Here is a 16,645-nt window from a genome sequence, read left to right as displayed (position 1 = left end):
TGTGCTGTTTCTCACCGGCAAACATCAAAATACAATTGATGCGCGCGAAAATTAAATTTGGCCGGCCAATTCCTCAATTTGACGACCATGCGTCCATGACATGGCTCCGGGCCCATATCCCCGGTGACCCCTCCTCTGGAGCATGCGCTATAGTGGCTGGACTTCTCGGGGCGCGCATTATGGTGCGTTGCAAAATCAGCAAGTCGCAGCGCACAAAAATGTGGTTCTATCTCCTCAACGGCGGGCACGTTGCCAGCCAAACCGGAGATTTCAGATGCGCGCGACCCGCCTCTTCGCCTTGACCGTCCTCGCCTCCGCCACCTTCGCCACGGGCGCGGCCATGGCGGGTGAGGCCCTCTACCTGACGCCCCCGCTGTTCCGCGAGCAGGCGCGCGACACCCAGCAGGTGCGCAGCCTCGGCGACCTGACCACCACGCCTCAGCCCGTCGCTCCGGCGAAGTCCGGCACCGCCGCGCAGAGCGCGCAGGCCGGCAGCGAAGTTGAGACGACCGGTTCTTTCTGAAGCCGCGACCGACGGCCTGGACCCTGCGGTCCGTTCGCTGACGTCGTCGAACACGGGCTCATCGAGCGATCCCCCGGGATCCGCCGCGGTGGGCCCGTTGCGTTGCAAACCCGCGTCGCGCGGGTGCCCTTGATGCGCGCGGCTCAGGCGCCCGCCGCTCGCCGCGCCGGCCTCAGCCGACGAAGGTGTAGCCCATGAAGCGCTTGGCTTCGATCGGGTCGTAGCCGAGGCGCTGGCTGAGCTTCTTGCGCAGCTTGCTGACGTGGCCCTCGATGACGCTCTCCTCGACGCCGTTGCTGTAGACGCCGTAGACGATGTTGTAGATCTGCGACTTGGTCATCCGCCGGCCCCGGTTGCGCACCAGGCACTCGAGGATGTGGCGCTCGCGCCGCGGCAGGGGCAGCACCTCGCCGTCCACCTCGGGGTCGCGGCCGTCGAAATGCACCTTCAGGCGCTCGGGCTCGGGCGGCGCCTCGCGGACCGGGCCCGCCTGGGCATTCACCCGGCGCCAGATCGCCTCGGAGCGTGCCAGGATCTCACGGATATGGACGGGCTTGGGCAGCACGTCGTCGATGCCCGCCTCGAAGAGCTGCAGGGTCTGGTCGAGGGAGCGCACGTCGCTCAGGGCGATGATCGGCGCGCGCGACAGCTTGCGGATCAGGGTGGCGCACTTCGCCCGGCCCTCGAAATCGCCCAGGAGGAAGCCCTGGATCGCCTCGCGGTCGACCCGGGAGGAGGACTGGAACCAGTGGGTGAATTCCTGCGGGTCGAGGCCGAGGGAGGAGATGCCCTCGCGGTCGAAGCTCGCCTTGTAGCCGGAATTCACCGAAGGCCGCTCGTCGACCAGGACATACATCGGCAATCTCCGGATGATCTTGCGACGGTCAGGGTGTGTGCTGGGTTACGGTCGGGAAGCGAAACAATCAGGGGTCGTTGCGGAGCCTGCACTTCACTCCGCAAGTTCACTCCTCAAGTCCAGCCCGACTGATCGAGTCGCCCATCATTCAGCAATGTCGGGCATCGCCGGCGCCGTCAATGACGTTCGGATCACACGCAGATGTGATCGCGCGATCGGCGCGTCGGCAAACTGTCGCGGTGCGGGTGAGGGGCGGCGCGGCCGGACCCGTTCGATCCTGCCGGGTCGATTCTGCGGAGTCGATTCTGCGGAGTCGAACCAGGCTGTCCGCCCGGCCGTCGCTCAGGCGGCGCGGGTCAGTCGGGCCTCGGCCAGGGCGGTCTCGAAGCCGTCGAGGCAGAAGCTCGGGCCTTGGTCGGCCAGGATCCGCTGGATCGCGACGCCGACGTAGACGCCGTCGAGGATGAGCTTGAAGAACACCGTCACGGGTTCGCTGACGAATTCCATGTCGAGCACCACGGTGAGCGAGCGGCCCCAGTCGAACCGGACGTCGGCCCCATCCGCGTAGGCGATGGTCGCTTCCTTGAAATACGGCTCGGCGGAGGAGGCGACGAGGTCGGCGATGTTCCCGTGCCGGGCAGCCTGCACCCAGCCGATCAGGATGCCGCCGTCGAGGAGGCACAGCTCGGCGATGAAGTCCCGGATCGCGTTGGCGAACACGCGCTCGGCATCGGCGAGCACGTCCGGGACGTCCACGGAGAGGGCTCCGGGGGAAGAGGACGCTTCGGTCATCAGCGAGCCTTCGAGAACAGGAAGAACAGGATCTGAGCCACTGCGCTGTAGAACTCCGCGGGAATCATCTGGTCCACCTCGACACTGTCGTACAGGGACCTTGCGAGAGGCTTGTCTTCCACGACCGCAATGCCGTTCGCTTCGGCGATTTCTCTGATGCGGAGCGCCACGAGGTCCTTCCCCTTGGCGAGAACGAGAGGCGCAGGTTGCTCATCTCGCGCATACCGGAGTGCGATAGCGTAGTGCGTCGGGTTCGCGATGACCACAGTGGCCTGCTTCACGTTCGCAAGCATCCGCTTGCGGGAGCGGTCCTGGGCCAGGGAGCGCAGGCGACTCTTCACCAGGGGATCGCCCTCGGTCTGCTTGTGCTCGTCCTTGAGGTCCTGCTTCGACATCCGCAGCGAGCGCTGCCAGCGCAGGCGCGACCAGACCAGGTCGATGGCCACGATGACGATGGTGGCGATGCAGACGACCGAGACCAGCCGGATCGAGACGGTGAGAATGAGATCCGGGATCTGGCTCGGGTCGGCGAACATGGCACTCACGGCTTTGCGGCCCTCCGAGCGCAGGAGCAGCAGGCAGACGAGACTGATGCCTAAAAATTTAAGGACCGATTTCAGGAACTCGACCTGACCCGATTTTCCGAAGATTCGTCCCCAGCCCGCGGCCGGCGAGATGCGCGACCATTGCGGACGGATGCGTTCGCCCACGAGGCTCGGCACGTTCTGGATCAGGGCGGAGACGAGGCCGCAGAGTCCGAGGATCAGGACCACAGGGATCAGGAAGCGCGCGGCCGCCATCGCGGTTCCTTCGAGAATCCGGGCGACGTCCTGGTTGTTCTCCAGGGCAAAGTCGCGGGGATGGTCGAGGAAGGGCGCGAGCGACTGCAGCAGGGGCGTGACCGCGTCGCGCACGACGAAGCTGAGGACGATGAGCAGGCCGAGGATGGAGGCGAAGATCGGGGCCTCCCGGGAGAACGGGACGTCGCCCTTCTCGACGGCCTCCCGGATCTTCCGCTCGGAGGCGGCTTCGGTCTTGCTCTCCTGATCCTCGTCGGACATCGCGGTGCCGGGTCAGGCCTCCGTCCCTAGCGGACGAGGGCCTCGACCTCGTCCCCGGAATTGATTTCCAGCTCGCCGCGCCCGGCCATCTCGAGGGCGAGGTCGGTGATGCTGCGGCGGGCCTCCGTCACGTCCTTCTGCGCCGCCGGCTCGCCGCCGTTCAGCTCGTGCTCGACCATGCGGCGGACGCGGGCGGAGAGGGCGCTGAGGATGACGCTGCGGAACTCGGCGTCGGTGCCCTTGAGCGCCAGGACCAGGCGGTCGTTGGGCACGGCGTCGAACAGCGTGGTCCGGGCCCGGGGCTGGAGCTTGACGATGTCGTCGAAGGTGAAGAGCAGGCCCTTCAGGATCTCCACGGATTTCGGGCGCGACTCGGACAGGCTGGTGAGCACCTCGTCGATCTGGGTCCGCTCCATCTTGTTGATGATGTCGGCCATCTTCGCGTGGGTGTCGGCGCCGCCGTTGCGGGCGCCGCTGGCGAGCAGGTCCTCGTGCAGGGCGCGCTCGACGGTGGCGATGACCTCGTCGCAGACCGGCTTGAAGCTCAGCATCCGCCGCATCACCGTGTTGCGGGTGGGCTGGGGCAGGTGGGCCATCACCTTGGCGGCCGCCGCGGGCTTCAGGCGGGACAGCACGAGGGCCGCGGTCTGGGGGTGCTCCTTGATCAGGTAGCTCGCGATCACGCCCTCGGAGACCGTGGTCAGGCGCTCCCAGACCGAGCGCGTGGCGTCGCCCCGGACATCGGCCAGGATCTCGGCGACCTGGTCGGCGGGGAGCAGGCCGGTGAGGAGCTTCTCCACCTCCGACGCGGTGCCGACGAGGCGCCCGTCCGCGGCGAACTCGTGCGAGAACATCTCGACGATGTCGTCGAGCTGGTGGGCGCTGACGGTGCCGAGCTGGGTCGCGGAGCGCGTGATGCGCCGGATCTCGTCGGGATCGAAGTATTTCAGCAGGCGTCCGGCCGCCGGCTTGCCCATGGCGAGCAGCAGGGCCGCGACCTCGTCCACGGGGTTGAGGTGCCGGAGGACGCCCTGCGTCCGGTGGGGGATCGGCACGCTCGCCACGGGTTCGTCCTCAGCCGTTCTGGCCGGCATCGGCCGGGCCGACGATCTCGGTCAGGGAGACCCCAAAGCGGGAATTGTCCTCCTCGACCACGACGATCTCGCCCCGGGCCACGACGCGGCCGTTGACGGTGACGTCCACGGGCTCGCCGACCCGGTGGTCGAGGGGCACGATGGCGCCGCGCCCGAGCTTCATCAGGTTGGCCACCGGCATCGTCGCCGAGCCGAGGACCACCTGGATCAGCACCGGGATGCGCAGGATCGAATCGAGGTTGCGGCCATCGCCGATCCGCGCGTCGCCCGCCTCCGGCCCCGCGGAGGCGACGCCGGGTGAGACGGTCGGCGAAACGGTCGGAAAGACCGGGGCGGTGCCGGTGGACGCGAGGTCCGCATCGTCGAAGGGGCTGTTGCTCATCGTCCGCTCGTCAGGGGCTGCAATCGAACGTCAGGGGAAGAGTCGTCTGGCAGCGGAAGGGAAAGGATCGGGGAAAGTCGGCCGGGGCGCAAGCCGATCGGCCGGCCTCAGCCGAGTTGGGTGGCGCGTGTGGCCGCAAGATCGCGTCGGCTGGCCTCCAGCTCGGCGAGGGTCTGGCGCGCCTCGCCGATGCGCTGGTCGAGGGCCTCCAGGATCTCGCGTCCCTCGGTGCTGAAGTTGCGGACCGCATCGCCCGCCTGGGCCAGGGCTTGGCCCGACTGCGTCAGGATGCGGCCGTACTCGGCCTGGGTCCGGTCGAGGCGCTTCAGCTTGAGGTACATCGGCACCACGCAGGCACTCGTCGCCACCAGGGCCACGAGCAGAATGGTGTCAACCCACGGTGTCATCGGGTGTGCCTTCCTTGTCCTGTGCGATGGCCTCGTCGACCCGCAGCACGTAGGAGCCCTGGGCCTGGCCCATGTGGCACCAGAACAGCGGGCGGTCGTTGCCCTCGAGCTTCACCCGCGTCGACGGCGTGGCGTCGAGGCCGATGATCTGGCCGACCTTGAGGTCGGCGATCTCGCCCAGCGTCAGCAGGCGCTCCTCGAGCACCGCCCGCAGGGTGACCTCCGCCTTCTGGACCTCGGCGGCGATCTGCTGCGTCCATTTCGGGTCGCGGGCGGCCGTGTCGCCGGTGAGCACCTTGGATAGGGCCGGCCGCATCGGGTTGATCACCGACTGGGGCAGGATGAGGAACATCTCGCCGCCGCGGTTGAGCGCCTGGATCGTGAACTTGGCCTCCACCGCCTTGTTGTTGCGTCCGCCGATCACGGCGAATTCCATCCGGGTCTCGGTCCGCTCCAGGCGGAACGGCGTCGCGGAGACCAGGGAGAACGACGATTCGAGCGCGCGGCCGACCTGTTCGAGGATGGTCTGCGCCAGCCGGATCTCGAGGCTGGAGAAGGCGCGCTCGTCCTCCACCGGCGGCTCGCCCCCGTCGCTGCCGAACAGGGCCTCCACCATGGTGAAGAGGAAGTCCCGGTCGAGGCCGACCAGGATGTGGCTGTCCCATTCGGGGGCGTGGAAGATGCCCGCCACCGCGTTGTTCTCGTAGGCGTCGAGCATCTCGCCGAAGCGGCCGCTCGCGAAGCCGTTGAAGGTGAAGTAGACCGGCGAGGCGACGAGGGGCTTGAGGTTGTCCGAGCAGCCCGAGGTGAGCCGGTCGAACACCACGTTCAGCATCGGCATCCGGTCGAGGGACAGACCCCCGGCCTCGATCAGGCGGGCGCGGATGTCGGCGGCGTTCCCGGTGGGGCCGTCCATGCTCAGGCGGCCTCCCGCTGCGCGCCGCCGGTGACGGTGGTGTTCTCGACCTCGTCGATGGTCGGACGGTCGCCGAGCGAGATGCCCTTGCGTCCGTGCTCGACGGCGATCTGCGGCACCGCTCCGCTCATGTAGGCGATCAGGCTCTGCTTCACGATGATGTAGACGTGGTTCTGCTTCTCGCGGATGGTCTTGATCTTGATCGCGAACGGGGCGAGCACGCCGTAGGACATGAACACGCCGAAGAATGTCCCCACGAGTGCGGCGCCGATGAGGCCGCCGAGGATCTGCGGCGACTGGTCCAGGGCGCCCATCGCCTTCACGATGCCGAGCACCGCCGCCACGATGCCCAGCGCCGGCATCGCCTCGGCCACCGTGGTCACGGCGCCGTAGGGCTTGAGGCGGTCCTTGCGGTAGCCGCTGATCTCCTCGTCCATCAGCGCCTCGATCTCGTGGGCGCGGGCATTGCCGATCAGGATCAGGCGGGCATAGTCGCAGATGAACAGCACGAGGTCGGCGTTCTTGGCCACGTCCGGGTAGGCCTTGAAGATCTCCGAATTGGCCGGGTCGTCGAGATGCGGCTCGACCTCGTTGCGGGGCTTGGTCTTCAGCTCGCGGATCAGGGCGTGCAGCAGGCCCAGGAGGGCGAGGTAGTCCTTGCGCTTGGGCACCTTGCCGGTGAGGGCGTCGAGGCTGGCCTTGCCCGTGTCGACCACCGTCTTCATCGGGTTGGCCATGACGAAGGTGCCGGCGCCCATGCCGCCGATGATGACGAACTCCCAGGGCTGCCAGAGCACGACGAGGTGGCCGCCCATGGCGACGAAGCCGCCGAGCATGCAGCCGATTGCGATGACGAGGCCGATCAGAACGCCCAAGGCTCAAAGCCTCCGATGGGGATGTGGAATCCGATGCCGCCGACCTACGCAGGATGGCTTGCGCGGGGCTGGATGGATGATGCGCGGGAAAACGCACCGTCGGCCGGGCCGCGCGTTAGGGAGGGACCCGACACCGCAGCGAGACACGCCATGAGCAGCAGCGCGACCCCCGACAACGACCACGAGCCCGCCACCGTCAACGTCTCGGAGCCCTGGACCCTGGCCTACTGGGCCCGCCGCTTCGAGGTGCCGCGCGAGGAGGTCGAGGCCGCCGTGGCCGCGGTCGGCCACGCGCCCGAGAAGGTCGCCGCCCGGCTCGGCCGACCCTGGCCCTTTGAGGGCAGCGGCATCGTGTGAGGCGCAGGCCTCAGCGGCGCCCGGTGGAGCCGAAGCCGCCGGTGCCGCGGCTGCCGGCTTCCCCGGGCGGCGCCGCGTCATCGGCGCCCTCGCGAATCGTCAGCGTCGGCCGGGTCACGCGGGTGAAGACGAGCTGGGCGATGCGGTCGCCGGGCGCGATGCGCAGGCCGGCCCCGCCGGGATTGCGGTTCCAGGCCGAGATCATCAGCGGCCCCTCGTAATCGGCGTCGATCACGCCGGTGCCGTTGCCGAGGACGAGGCCCTCGCGATGGCCGAGCCCGGAGCGCGGGAAGACCAGTCCGCACCAGCCCGGGTCGCGGATCGCCAGGCTGAAGCCCGCCGGGATCAGGGCCGGCGGGCCCTGGGGCGCCAGCTCGAGCTCGGTTTCGAGGCAGGCATGCAGGTCGAGGCCCGCGGCGGCCGCCGAGCCCCAGCGCGGGAAGCCCCAGCCGGAGAGGCGGCCGTCGAGGAGGCGGATCTCGACGGCGAGGGCCGCGCTCACGCCGTCCGGGCCGCGATGGCGTCGGCCAGGGCCACGGTCCGCGTCGCCTCCGCGGCGTGCAGGCGCTCCACCATCTTGCCGTCGAGGCCGATGACGCCGCGGGTGCGGTTCTCCGGCTCGGCGAAGGCGGCGAGGATGCGCCGGGCCCAGGCGATCTCGGCCGCGTCGGGGCCGAAGGCGGCGTTGGCCGGGGCGATCTGGTCGGGATGGATCAGCATCTTGCCGTCGAAGCCGCAATCGCGGCCCTGCGCGCACTCGGCTGCGAAGCCTTCCGCATCGCGAAAGTCGTTGTAGATGCCGTCGATCACGTCGATCTCGTAGGCGCGCCCGGCGGCGATCACGCTCATCAGCCAGGGCAGCAGGGCCGGGCGGCCCGGCACGCCGAGGCGCAGCCGGCTGGCCTTGGCGAGATCGTTCGGCCCCACCATGAGGCAGGCGAGCCGGGTGTCGACGTCCCGGGCCGAGCTGGCGATGTCGGCGAGGTGCAGGATCGCCATCGGGCTCTCGATCATCGCCCAGGTCCGGGTCCGGTCCGGGGCGCCGAGGCGGCGCAGGCGCGAGCCCACGGCCACCAGGGCATCCGCCCCCGTCACCTTCGGCACCACGATCGCGTCCGGCCCGGCCGGCGCGATGGCGGCGAGGTCGTCCTCGCCGTACGGCGTGTCGAGGGCGTTGATCCGCACCACGACCTCGCGCGGCCCGAAGCCGCCCTCGGACACGGCGCGGGCCACGGCCTCGCGCGTCGCGGCGCGGGTCTCGGGTGCCACCCCATCCTCGAGGTCGATCATCACCACGTCGGTGGGGAGCGTGCGCGCCTTCACGAGGAGGCGCGGATTCGACCCCGGCATGGCCAGGACGCTGCGGCGCGGGCGGATCTCGGTCATGGGGCATCCCTTGAGGCACGGTCGGGGATCGGGCGCCGCACGTCCGCACCCGGCGGCGCGCCGTCCCGATCGAGGCCTCGACCGGCAGCGACTCGCCCGCGGCCCCGGCGATAGCCCCCGGCGAACCCCGATTCAAGGCGGCGACGGCGGCCGGTCGCCGGCCCGTCATCCCCGGAAAACCGCGCAGGCCGCCGCCGTCCCGCCCGCGTCCCGGGCTTTGTCATCGAACTGTCGTGCAATCGTCATACCGCCTTGGTCCAACCGACCGTATGGCGCGGTGCACAACGGCTCCAGGGCACCGCCCGCAGGCCGATGCGCGCTCCTCGAGGAGACCACAGATGAAGTTTACGACCCTCGCCGCCCTCGTGGGCCTCGGCCTCGCCACCCTCGCCCCCGCGCAGGCGGCCGAGATCACCGGCGCCGGCGCCACCTTCCCATTCCCGATCTACTCCAAGTGGGCCGAGGCCTACCGCAAGGAGAGCGGCCTCGGACTGAACTACCAGTCCATCGGCTCGGGCGGCGGCATCAAGCAGATCCAGGCCAAGACCGTCGATTTCGGCGCCACCGACGCGCCGCTGAAGGGCCCCGCCCTGGACAAGGACGGCCTCGTCCAGTTCCCGACCGTCATGGGCGGCGTGGTCACCGTGGTGAACATCCCGGGCATCGAGCCCGGCAAGCTGAAGCTCACCGGCGAGGTCATCGCCGAGATCTATGCCGGCAAGATCGCCAAGTGGTCGGACGCCAAGATCGCCAAGCTGAACGAGGGGCTGAAGCTCCCCGACGCCAACATCACCCCGGTCTACCGTTCGGATGCCTCGGGCACGACCAACATCTTCACCACTTACCTCTCCCAGGTCTCCGAGCCCTGGAAGAAGGACTACGGCGCGGCCACTACGATCAGCTGGCCGGTGGGGCAGGGCGGCAAGGGCAACGAGGGCGTCACCGCCACCGTCAAGCAGGTCCCGAACGCCATCGGCTACGTCGAGTCGGCCTACGCCAAGCAGAACAAGCTGAGCTACGCCCTGATCCAGAACAAGGCCGGCAAGTTCCCGCAGCCCGACGACAAGGCCTTCCAGGCCGCGGCCGCCAGCGCCGACTGGAAAGCCGCCCCCGGCTTCGGCATCTCGCTGACCAACGAGGGCGGTGAGGGCGCCTGGCCGATCACCGCCGCCACCTTCATCCTGGTCCACAAGGACCCGGCCGACGCGGCCCGCACCGCCGAAGTGCTGAAGTTCTTCGACTGGGCCTACAAGAACGGCGACAAGCTCGCCACCGACCTCGACTACGTGCCGCTGCCCGACAACGTCGTCAGCCAGATCCACGACGCGTGGAAGGAGATCAAGGGCAAGGACGGCAAGCCCGTCTTCAATATGTAAGCCTGTCTTCAACAGGTAAGCCCGTCCTCACCCTGTAAGCCCGTCCTCGACGGGTGAGGCCGAACCCCGCGGGCGCTCCGCCCGCGGGGCCAGGGGGGCGAGCCACCGCCCCCCGTGACAGCGACCGACGGACCCGGCGTCGCGATGCCGGGCTCCCCCTTCGCCACCCCCTTTCGCCACCCCCTCCGTTTCGCCACCCCCTGGCAACGAACCGGTGATCCCCTCTCGCGCCGGCGACCGGCGCAGGGTAGGACGCCGCCCGGTGAAGAGAAGACATTCGGATGGCCGCCTTGACTGACCAGATCGCCCTGACGCGGGACCGCGCCTCGGCCCGCAAGACGCCCGGCGGCCTCGGCGACAGCCTGTTCCGCGCGGCCTCCTACGGCGCGGCGTTCCTGGTGCTCCTGGTCCTCGCCGGCATCCTGGCCTCCATCGCGTACGGCGCTTGGCCGGCCTTCCAGCAATTCGGCTTCGGCTTCATCACCTCCACCGTCTGGAACATCGGGCAGGAGCAGTACGGCGGCCTCGTGGCCATCGTCGGGACCCTGGCCTCGGCCGTCCTCGCCCTGCTGATCGGCGTACCGCTCTCGCTGGGCATCGCCATCTACCTGACGCAGCTCTGCCCCGGCTGGGCCCGCAAGCCTGTCTCGATGACCATCGAGCTCCTCGCCTCGGTGCCGAGCATCATCTACGGCATGTGGGGCCTGTTCGTGTTCGCCCCGCTCTTCGCCCGCTTCGTGCAGGTGCCGGTGTCGAACCTGGTCGAGGGCATGCCGATCGTCGGCACCCTGTTCTATGCCCGCGTCCCCTCGGGCGTCGGCATCCTCACCGCCGGCATCATCCTGGCCATCATGATCGTGCCCTTCGTGGCCTCGATCACCCGCGACATGCTCGATCAGATCCCGACCGTGCTGCGGGAGAGCGCCTACGGCATCGGCTGCACCACCTGGGAGGTGGTGCGCCACGTGCTGGTGCCCCAGGCCTCGGTCTCCATCATCGGCGCCATCATGCTGGGCCTCGGCCGGGCCCTCGGCGAGACCATGGCGGTGACCTTCGTGATCGGCAACGCCAACCGCCTCTCGGGCTCGGTCTTCGACCCGGGCTCCACCATCGCCTCGCGCATCGCCAACGAGTTCAACGAGGCCGACGGCCTGCAGCTGAACTCCCTGATGGCGCTCGGCTGCATCCTCTTCGTCATCACCTTCTTCGTCCTGATCATCGCGCGCCTCCTCACCCGCCGCGCGAAGGTCGCCTGAGGCCAGCCTCACCGAGACGTCAGGAGCCGCATCATGGACGCCGCGAACCCCCTCGCCACCACCGCCGCCCCGGCCCGCGTCAGCCGGGTCCGTTCCGGTCGCCGGATCGCCGACCGGGCGCTGATCCTGGCGAGCACGATCGCCACGCTGGTGGGCATCGTCGTGCTCGGCTCGATCCTGTTCATGCTGGTGATCGAGGGCATCCAGGGCTTCTCGCCGACCCTCTTCACCGCCCCGACGCCGGGGCCCGGCTCCGAGGGCGGCGGCATCGCCAACGCGATCCTCGGCAGCCTGGTGATGACCCTCCTGGCCATCCTGGTGGCGACGCCCGTGGGCGTGATGGCGGGGACGTTCCTGGCCGAGTACGGCCGCAACTCGAAGGTCGCCGACGTCATCCGCTTCCTCAACGACATCCTGCTCTCGGCGCCGTCGATCCTCATCGGCCTGTTCGTCTACACGCTGATGGTGCGCCCGATGGGCTCCTACTCGGGCTGGGCCGGCGCGGTGGCCCTGGCCATCATCGCGACGCCGGTGATCGTGCGCACCACCGAGGACATGCTGCGCCTTGTGCCCTCGACCCTGCGCGAGGCCGGCGCGGCCCTGGGCGCCCCGCCGTCGATCGTCATCAAGAGCATCACCTGGCGCGGCGCCAGCGCCGGCATCGTCACGGGCATCATCCTGGCGCTGGCCCGCATCGCCGGCGAGACCGCGCCGCTGCTCTTCACCGCGCTCAACAACAACAGCTGGTTCGCCCCCAACCTGATGGGCGGCGTGCCGAATCTGCCCGTGATGATCTACCAGTTCGCCCTCTCGCCCTATGCGAACTGGCAGCAGCTCGCCTGGGCCGGCGCCCTCCTGATCACCGTCACGATCCTCGCCCTCTCGATCGTGGCCCGCTTCGTCATCAAGACCGAGCGGTCGCGCTGACCACCCGCGCGCCGCCCGTCTCCGCTCCTTCGACCGATAGGATCTTGAACCGATGAACGCCGCCCCCGGGATCACGTCCGCGCAGCTCACCGGACGCCACAAGGCCGACGAGTCCTCACCGGTCCGCATCGCGGTCAAGGACCTGAACTTCTACTACGGCAGCTTCCACGGCCTGAAGTCGGTCAACCTCAACTTCCACGACCGCCAGGTCACGGCGCTGATCGGCCCGTCGGGCTGCGGCAAGTCCACCCTGCTGCGCACCTTCAACCGGATCTACAGCCTCTATCCGGACCAGCGCGCGGAAGGGGAGATCCTCCTCGACGGCCAGAACGTGCTGGATTCCAAGGTCGACCTCAACGAGCTGCGCTCGCGCATCGGCATGGTGTTCCAGAAGCCGACCCCGTTCCCGATGTCGATCTACGACAACGTCGCCTTCGGCCTGCGCCTCTACGAGAAGCTGCCCAAGGCCGATCTCGACGTGCGCGTCGAGGAATCCCTGCGCAAGGCCGCCCTCTGGGACGAGGTGAAGGACAAGCTGAAGCAGTCCGGCATGGGCCTCTCGGGCGGCCAGCAGCAGCGCCTCTGCATCGCCCGCACGGTGGCCCAGCGCCCCGAGGTGATCCTGTTCGACGAGCCGACCTCGGCCCTCGACCCGATCTCCACCGGCCGCATCGAGGAGCTGATCGAGCAGCTGCGCTCGGAATTCACCATCGTCATCGTCACGCACAACATGCAGCAGGCGGCGCGCATCTCGCAGTTCACCGCCTTCATGTATCTCGGCGAGCTGGTGGAATTCGGCCCGACGACGCGCATCTTCATGAATCCGGAGAAGCGCCAGACGCAGGACTACATCACCGGCCGCTTCGGCTGATCCTCCGCCGGCCGGGATCGGCCCGCGCCCCACATCACCGCCAGGGCGGGCACCGGACAGGCGGGCCCGATCGAGGAGCGAGACCCATGCCCGACCACATCGTCAAATCCTACGATACGGACCTTGAGGACCTGCGCCGCTCGATCTCCGAGATGGGCGGCATCGCCGAGAAGATGATGACCGAGGCCGGCGAGGCCCTGGTGCGCCGCGACGCGCCCCTGGCCCAGGCGGTGATCGCCGCCGACACCCGCCTCGACACCCTGCAGCGCGAGATCGAGGAGCGGGCGATCCTGCTCATCGCCCGGCGCCAGCCCCTGGCCATCGACCTGCGCGAGACCGTGACGGCGATCCGGGTCTCGAACGATCTCGAGCGCATCGGCGACCTCGCCAAGAACGTCGCCAAGCGCGTCGTGGCGATCGCCGACCAGATCCAGCCGCAGAAGATCGTCATCGGCGTCCAGCACATGAGCGACCTGGTGCAGGAACAGCTCAAGGACGTCCTCGACGCCTATGCCAGCCGCGACATCAAGGCGGCCCTCGGCGTCTGGGAGCGCGACGACGCCATCGACGCCCTCTACAATTCCCTGTTCCGCGAACTCCTGACCTACATGATGGAGGATCCGCGCAACATCTCGTTCTGCACGCACCTCCTGTTCGTGGCCAAGAACATCGAGCGCATCGGCGACCACACCACCAACATCGCCGAGACGATCCACTACCTCGTCACCGGCGAGAACCTGCTGGCCGAGCGCGAGCGCCCGAAGAACGACGCCTCCAACTACGCCACCGTGGACATGCCCGGCGCGGCCTGACCCCGTGCCGGTCTGATCGAAAGCGCACGATGAGTACGCGTATCCTGATCGTCGAGGACGAGGAGGCCCTGACCCTTCTTCTCCGCTACAACCTCGAGGCCGAGGGGTTCATCGTCGACTCGGCCGCCCGCGGCGACGAGGCGGACCTGCGCCTGCAGGAGCAGGTGCCCGACCTCGTCCTGCTCGACTGGATGCTGCCCGCCCTGTCGGGGATCGAGCTCTGCCGCCGCATCCGCGCCCGGCGCGAGACCGAGCGGCTGCCGGTGATCATGCTGACGGCGCGGGGCGAGGAGGGCGACCGCATCCGCGGCCTGGGAACCGGCGCCGACGACTACATCGTCAAGCCGTTCTCGGTGCCCGAGCTCCTCGCCCGGGTCCGCGCCCTGCTGCGCCGGGCCAAGCCCGCCCACGTCGCCAACCTGCTGGTGGCCGGCGACATCGAGCTCGACCGGGTCAGCCACCGCATCCGCCGGGAGGGCCGCGAGATCCATCTCGGGCCGACCGAGTTCAAGCTCCTCGAGTTCCTGATGCAGAGCCCCGGCCGGGTGTTCTCCCGCGAGCAGCTCCTCGACGGCGTCTGGGGCCACGACGTCTACATCGACGAGCGCACCGTCGACGTCCATGTCGGGCGCCTGCGCAAGGCCCTGAACCGCCCGCGTCAGAGCGACCCGATCCGCACCGTGCGCGGCTCGGGCTATTCCTTCGACGAGATGTTCGAGACGGAAGCCGAGTAGCCGGGCCGAGTCGCTGGGCTGAGCCAAGTCGCCGGGCCGAGCGGCCGGCCCCGCCGCTCAGGCGAACAGCATCGTGTCGGTGGGCAGGTGGACCGTGAAGGCCTTGCCCTCGTCGACCCAGCCCGGACCGGCGACGCCGTGATTGATGCCGTTGGCCTCCTCGGCGCTGCCGGCGAAGTGATGCTGGCCGGTCTGGGTGTTGTAGAAGCGCTCCAGGGTCAGGCCGCCGGGGGCGCTGGCATCGGCGTAGGCCTCGAAGGCCACGCCCTCGTACTTGTAGCTCGGCGCGGTCTTCAGGACCTGGTCCCGCTCGGACACGCTCGTCGTGAAGAAGTGGGCGTTGGAGACCGTGTCGAAGAACCGGAACACGTCCACCGTGTCGGCGCCCTTGGCCGGGGCCGCCCAGGCGGTGCCCTCGTAGTTGAACCACGGCAGCGTCTGCTGGATCTGCGCCTTCTCGGCGGTGCTCGTCGTGTAGAAGTGGTCCCCCGTATGAGTGTCGTAGAACCGGTACACCGCCGTGACCGCCGGGGCGGTGGAGGCGGCGACCGGGCTCGACGGTGCGGCCGCGGCCATCACCGGGGCGCTCGGCGCGCCGTACAGGGCCTGGATTCCGGCGAGGTCGCCGGCCGCCAGGGTCTTGATGCTGGTGTTGAGGACGGCGTTCATCACCTCGGGCTTGGTGTTGTAGTGATCGAGGCCGAGCGCGTGGCCGATCTCGTGCAGCGCCACCAGGGAGAGATCGACGTTCTGGGTGCTGACCACCCGCCCGCCGGAGACGGCGTGCCAGCCCTCGCCGCTGTCGAAGGTGATCTCCACCGACTGCATGCGCTGGCCGCTATAGGTATAATGGGCATAGCCCAGGGTGTTGCCGAGCCCGTCGATCCCCCCGAGGGTGACGTCGATCTGGGCGCTGGCCGTCGTGGCCACCTGCTGGAACGCGATGTTGGCGGCCGCCGCCCAGGTGGCGAAGGCGGCCTGGAGAAGGCTCACGAAGCTGGTGGGAATCGTGCCGTCGACGGCCCAGGTGACGGTGCCGCCGCTCGTGCCCGCCGCGCCCGTGCCCCAGCGCGGACCTTCCAGCGCATAATCCCCCATTGCCTGCCCTCCCGTCTCTTCGGGCCAGGGTCGGCGGCAGAGGTTGCGAAATCCTTACCGCACCCGCCGCCGCGCGACCGGGCGGCGCGTCCTCAGACGATGCTGCGCACCACGCCGCCATCGACCCGGAGGGCCGCGCCGCTGGTGGCGCTGGCGGCCGGGCTGCAGAGGTAGGCGACCATGCTGGCCACCTCCTCGACGGTGGCGAGACGACCGATCAGCGAGGTCGGGCGGTGCTCGGCCACGAAGGCCCTTCCGGCGGCCTCGAGGTCGACCTCGCCCCCGGCTCCGCCGTCCTGCCCCTGGGCCATGCTCTTCATGAACTCGGCGACGCCCTCCGACAGGGTCGGCCCCGGCAGCACGCTGTTCACGGTGACGCCGCTGCCCGACACCGTCTCGGCGAGCCCCCGCGCGACCGCGAGCTGGGCGGTCTTGGTCATTCCGTAATGCACCATCTCCACCGGGATGTTCACGCCGGATTCGCTGGAGATGAAGACCACCCGGCCCCAGCCGCGCTGGACCATGCCGGGGGTGTAGGCCCGGGCGAGGCGCACGCCGCTCATCACGTTGGTGTCGAAGAACCGGTGCCAGTCCTCGTCCGGGATCTCGAAGAAGGGCTTCGGCTCGAAGATGCCGGTGTTGTTCACCAGGATGTCGATGTCCGGCAGGCCGGAGACCACCCGGGCCGCCCCGTCCGGGTTGGCGACGTCGCCGGGTGCCCCGATGAAGCCGGCATGGCCGGTCTCGCGCTTGAGGCGCTCGACGGCGTCGTGCACCCGCTCCTGCGTCCGCCCGTTGATCGCCACGTTGGCCCCGAGCTCGCCCAGCGCCTTGGCGATGGCGTAGCCGATGCCGCTGGTGGAGCCGCTGACGAGGGCGCGCTTGCCGGACAGGTCGAGGTTCATGGGATCGTCCTTGGGAG

The 16,645-nt window shown here is 69.1% G+C and carries 20 protein-coding genes; 8 read left to right on the top strand and 12 right to left on the bottom strand.

What is annotated here, in order from left to right; genetic code table 11:
* Positions 1-274 precede the first annotated feature (274 nt).
* Entirely contained in the window at positions 275-523 is a 249-nt protein-coding gene (locus ASF58_RS21425; RefSeq protein WP_103710728.1) for a hypothetical protein, read from the top strand.
* Positions 524-695: 172 nt separating this feature from the next.
* On the opposite strand, the gene ASF58_RS21420 is transcribed toward ASF58_RS21425, so the two are convergent.
* From ASF58_RS21420 to motA, 8 genes are all read right to left on the bottom strand, one after another.
* Complete coding sequence (locus ASF58_RS21420; RefSeq protein WP_055957318.1) at positions 696-1,379, bottom strand: response regulator transcription factor; 684 nt, start codon at positions 1,377-1,379, stop codon at positions 696-698.
* A gap of 342 nt (positions 1,380-1,721) precedes the next feature.
* Positions 1,722-2,171 carry a hypothetical protein gene (locus tag ASF58_RS21415; protein ID WP_055957315.1) on the bottom strand — a complete coding sequence of 150 codons (450 nt, stop codon included), beginning with the start codon at positions 2,169-2,171 and terminating at the stop codon, positions 1,722-1,724.
* Positions 2,171-3,232 carry a flagellar biosynthesis protein FlhB gene (gene flhB / locus ASF58_RS21410; protein WP_055957312.1) on the bottom strand — a complete coding sequence of 354 codons (1,062 nt, stop codon included), beginning with the start codon at positions 3,230-3,232 and terminating at the stop codon, positions 2,171-2,173. The genes ASF58_RS21415 and flhB overlap by 1 nt, the downstream gene beginning before the upstream one ends.
* A 26-nt stretch (positions 3,233-3,258) precedes the next feature.
* Complete coding sequence (locus ASF58_RS21405) at positions 3,259-4,296, bottom strand: flagellar motor switch protein FliG (RefSeq protein WP_055957659.1); 1,038 nt, start codon at positions 4,294-4,296, stop codon at positions 3,259-3,261.
* 10 nt (positions 4,297-4,306) lie between these two features.
* Positions 4,307-4,708 carry a flagellar motor switch protein FliN gene (fliN, locus tag ASF58_RS21400; protein ID WP_055957308.1) on the bottom strand — a complete coding sequence of 134 codons (402 nt, stop codon included), beginning with the start codon at positions 4,706-4,708 and terminating at the stop codon, positions 4,307-4,309.
* A gap of 107 nt (positions 4,709-4,815) precedes the next feature.
* The gene (locus ASF58_RS21395; protein WP_055957304.1) at positions 4,816-5,115 is read right to left on the bottom strand and encodes a hypothetical protein; all 300 of its coding nucleotides are present in this window, start codon (positions 5,113-5,115) and stop codon (positions 4,816-4,818) included.
* Positions 5,099-6,031 (bottom strand): FliM/FliN family flagellar motor switch protein, encoded by a 933-nt coding sequence (locus ASF58_RS21390; protein WP_055957301.1) that lies wholly within the window; start codon positions 6,029-6,031, stop codon positions 5,099-5,101. The genes ASF58_RS21395 and ASF58_RS21390 overlap by 17 nt, the downstream gene beginning before the upstream one ends.
* Positions 6,032-6,033: 2 nt before the next feature.
* Positions 6,034-6,906 (bottom strand): flagellar motor stator protein MotA, encoded by an 873-nt coding sequence (gene motA / locus ASF58_RS21385; protein WP_055957299.1) that lies wholly within the window; start codon positions 6,904-6,906, stop codon positions 6,034-6,036.
* Between the two features lie 150 nt (positions 6,907-7,056).
* On the opposite strand from motA, the gene ASF58_RS21380 reads away from it, so the two are divergent.
* Complete coding sequence (locus tag ASF58_RS21380; protein ID WP_055957296.1) at positions 7,057-7,263, top strand: DUF3606 domain-containing protein; 207 nt, start codon at positions 7,057-7,059, stop codon at positions 7,261-7,263.
* Positions 7,264-7,273: 10 nt separating this feature from the next.
* Here the strand turns inward: ASF58_RS21380 and dut are convergent, their stop codons facing one another.
* A complete protein-coding gene (gene dut / locus ASF58_RS26310; RefSeq protein ID WP_055957293.1) occupies positions 7,274-7,765 on the bottom strand; it encodes a dUTP diphosphatase in 492 nt (163 codons plus the stop codon).
* Positions 7,762-8,649: a CoA ester lyase gene (locus tag ASF58_RS26305; RefSeq protein ID WP_055957289.1), complete on the bottom strand. Its 888-nt coding sequence runs from the start codon at positions 8,647-8,649 to the stop codon at positions 7,762-7,764. The genes dut and ASF58_RS26305 overlap by 4 nt, the downstream gene beginning before the upstream one ends.
* A 338-nt stretch (positions 8,650-8,987) precedes the next feature.
* Between ASF58_RS26305 and pstS the strand changes: the two genes are divergently transcribed.
* The 6 genes from pstS (at position 8,988) to phoB (ending at position 14,625) form a co-directional block, all read left to right on the top strand.
* Complete coding sequence (gene pstS, locus ASF58_RS21365; protein WP_055957287.1) at positions 8,988-10,025, top strand: phosphate ABC transporter substrate-binding protein PstS; 1,038 nt, start codon at positions 8,988-8,990, stop codon at positions 10,023-10,025.
* Positions 10,026-10,306: 281 nt separating this feature from the next.
* A complete protein-coding gene (gene pstC / locus ASF58_RS21360) occupies positions 10,307-11,281 on the top strand; it encodes a phosphate ABC transporter permease subunit PstC (protein WP_055957283.1) in 975 nt (324 codons plus the stop codon).
* Between the two features lie 33 nt (positions 11,282-11,314).
* Entirely contained in the window at positions 11,315-12,208 is an 894-nt protein-coding gene (gene pstA / locus ASF58_RS21355; protein ID WP_055957282.1) for a phosphate ABC transporter permease PstA, read from the top strand.
* 52 nt (positions 12,209-12,260) lie between these two features.
* Positions 12,261-13,079 carry a phosphate ABC transporter ATP-binding protein PstB gene (gene pstB / locus ASF58_RS21350; RefSeq protein WP_055957279.1) on the top strand — a complete coding sequence of 273 codons (819 nt, stop codon included), beginning with the start codon at positions 12,261-12,263 and terminating at the stop codon, positions 13,077-13,079.
* An 86-nt stretch (positions 13,080-13,165) separates the two neighbouring features.
* Positions 13,166-13,891, top strand: a complete 726-nt coding sequence (phoU, locus tag ASF58_RS21345; RefSeq protein ID WP_055957276.1) for a phosphate signaling complex protein PhoU — start codon at positions 13,166-13,168, stop codon at positions 13,889-13,891.
* A 29-nt stretch (positions 13,892-13,920) separates the two neighbouring features.
* Positions 13,921-14,625, top strand: a complete 705-nt coding sequence (gene phoB / locus ASF58_RS21340) for a phosphate regulon transcriptional regulator PhoB (protein WP_055957273.1) — start codon at positions 13,921-13,923, stop codon at positions 14,623-14,625.
* 57 nt (positions 14,626-14,682) lie between these two features.
* On the opposite strand, the gene ASF58_RS21335 is transcribed toward phoB, so the two are convergent.
* Positions 14,683-15,723: a matrixin family metalloprotease gene (locus tag ASF58_RS21335; RefSeq protein ID WP_055957269.1), complete on the bottom strand. Its 1,041-nt coding sequence runs from the start codon at positions 15,721-15,723 to the stop codon at positions 14,683-14,685.
* A 92-nt stretch (positions 15,724-15,815) separates the two neighbouring features.
* Positions 15,816-16,628 (bottom strand): SDR family oxidoreductase, encoded by an 813-nt coding sequence (locus ASF58_RS21330; RefSeq protein WP_055957266.1) that lies wholly within the window; start codon positions 16,626-16,628, stop codon positions 15,816-15,818.
* Positions 16,629-16,645: the final 17 nt, after the last annotated feature.

The sequence above is a fragment of the Methylobacterium sp. Leaf125 genome (assembly GCF_001423085.1).
Lineage (GTDB): Bacteria > Pseudomonadota > Alphaproteobacteria > Rhizobiales > Beijerinckiaceae > Methylobacterium.
This window is presented reverse-complemented; position numbering and strand designations above follow the sequence as displayed.

Bases quoted from the DNA above. Each gene is read 5' to 3' on its own strand.
- pstA (WP_055957282.1), top strand. From the start codon at position 11,315: ATGGACGCCGCGAACCCCCTCGCCACCACCGCCGCCCCGGCCCGCGTC.
- pstC (WP_055957283.1), top strand. From the start codon at position 10,307: ATGGCCGCCTTGACTGACCAGATCGCCCTGACGCGGGACCGCGCCTCG.
- ASF58_RS21425 (WP_103710728.1), top strand. From the start codon at position 275: ATGCGCGCGACCCGCCTCTTCGCCTTGACCGTCCTCGCCTCCGCCACC.
- phoB (WP_055957273.1), top strand. From the start codon at position 13,921: ATGAGTACGCGTATCCTGATCGTCGAGGACGAGGAGGCCCTGACCCTT.
- phoU (WP_055957276.1), top strand. From the start codon at position 13,166: ATGCCCGACCACATCGTCAAATCCTACGATACGGACCTTGAGGACCTG.
- ASF58_RS21390 (WP_055957301.1), bottom strand. From the start codon at position 6,031: ATGGACGGCCCCACCGGGAACGCCGCCGACATCCGCGCCCGCCTGATC.
- ASF58_RS21415 (WP_055957315.1), bottom strand. From the start codon at position 2,171: ATGACCGAAGCGTCCTCTTCCCCCGGAGCCCTCTCCGTGGACGTCCCG.
- fliN (WP_055957308.1), bottom strand. From the start codon at position 4,708: ATGAGCAACAGCCCCTTCGACGATGCGGACCTCGCGTCCACCGGCACC.
- pstB (WP_055957279.1), top strand. From the start codon at position 12,261: ATGAACGCCGCCCCCGGGATCACGTCCGCGCAGCTCACCGGACGCCAC.
- ASF58_RS21395 (WP_055957304.1), bottom strand. From the start codon at position 5,115: ATGACACCGTGGGTTGACACCATTCTGCTCGTGGCCCTGGTGGCGACG.
- ASF58_RS21420 (WP_055957318.1), bottom strand. From the start codon at position 1,379: ATGTATGTCCTGGTCGACGAGCGGCCTTCGGTGAATTCCGGCTACAAG.
- pstS (WP_055957287.1), top strand. From the start codon at position 8,988: ATGAAGTTTACGACCCTCGCCGCCCTCGTGGGCCTCGGCCTCGCCACC.
- flhB (WP_055957312.1), bottom strand. From the start codon at position 3,232: ATGTCCGACGAGGATCAGGAGAGCAAGACCGAAGCCGCCTCCGAGCGG.
- ASF58_RS21330 (WP_055957266.1), bottom strand. From the start codon at position 16,628: ATGAACCTCGACCTGTCCGGCAAGCGCGCCCTCGTCAGCGGCTCCACC.
- ASF58_RS21380 (WP_055957296.1), top strand. From the start codon at position 7,057: ATGAGCAGCAGCGCGACCCCCGACAACGACCACGAGCCCGCCACCGTC.
- ASF58_RS21335 (WP_055957269.1), bottom strand. From the start codon at position 15,723: ATGGGGGATTATGCGCTGGAAGGTCCGCGCTGGGGCACGGGCGCGGCG.
- ASF58_RS26305 (WP_055957289.1), bottom strand. From the start codon at position 8,649: ATGACCGAGATCCGCCCGCGCCGCAGCGTCCTGGCCATGCCGGGGTCG.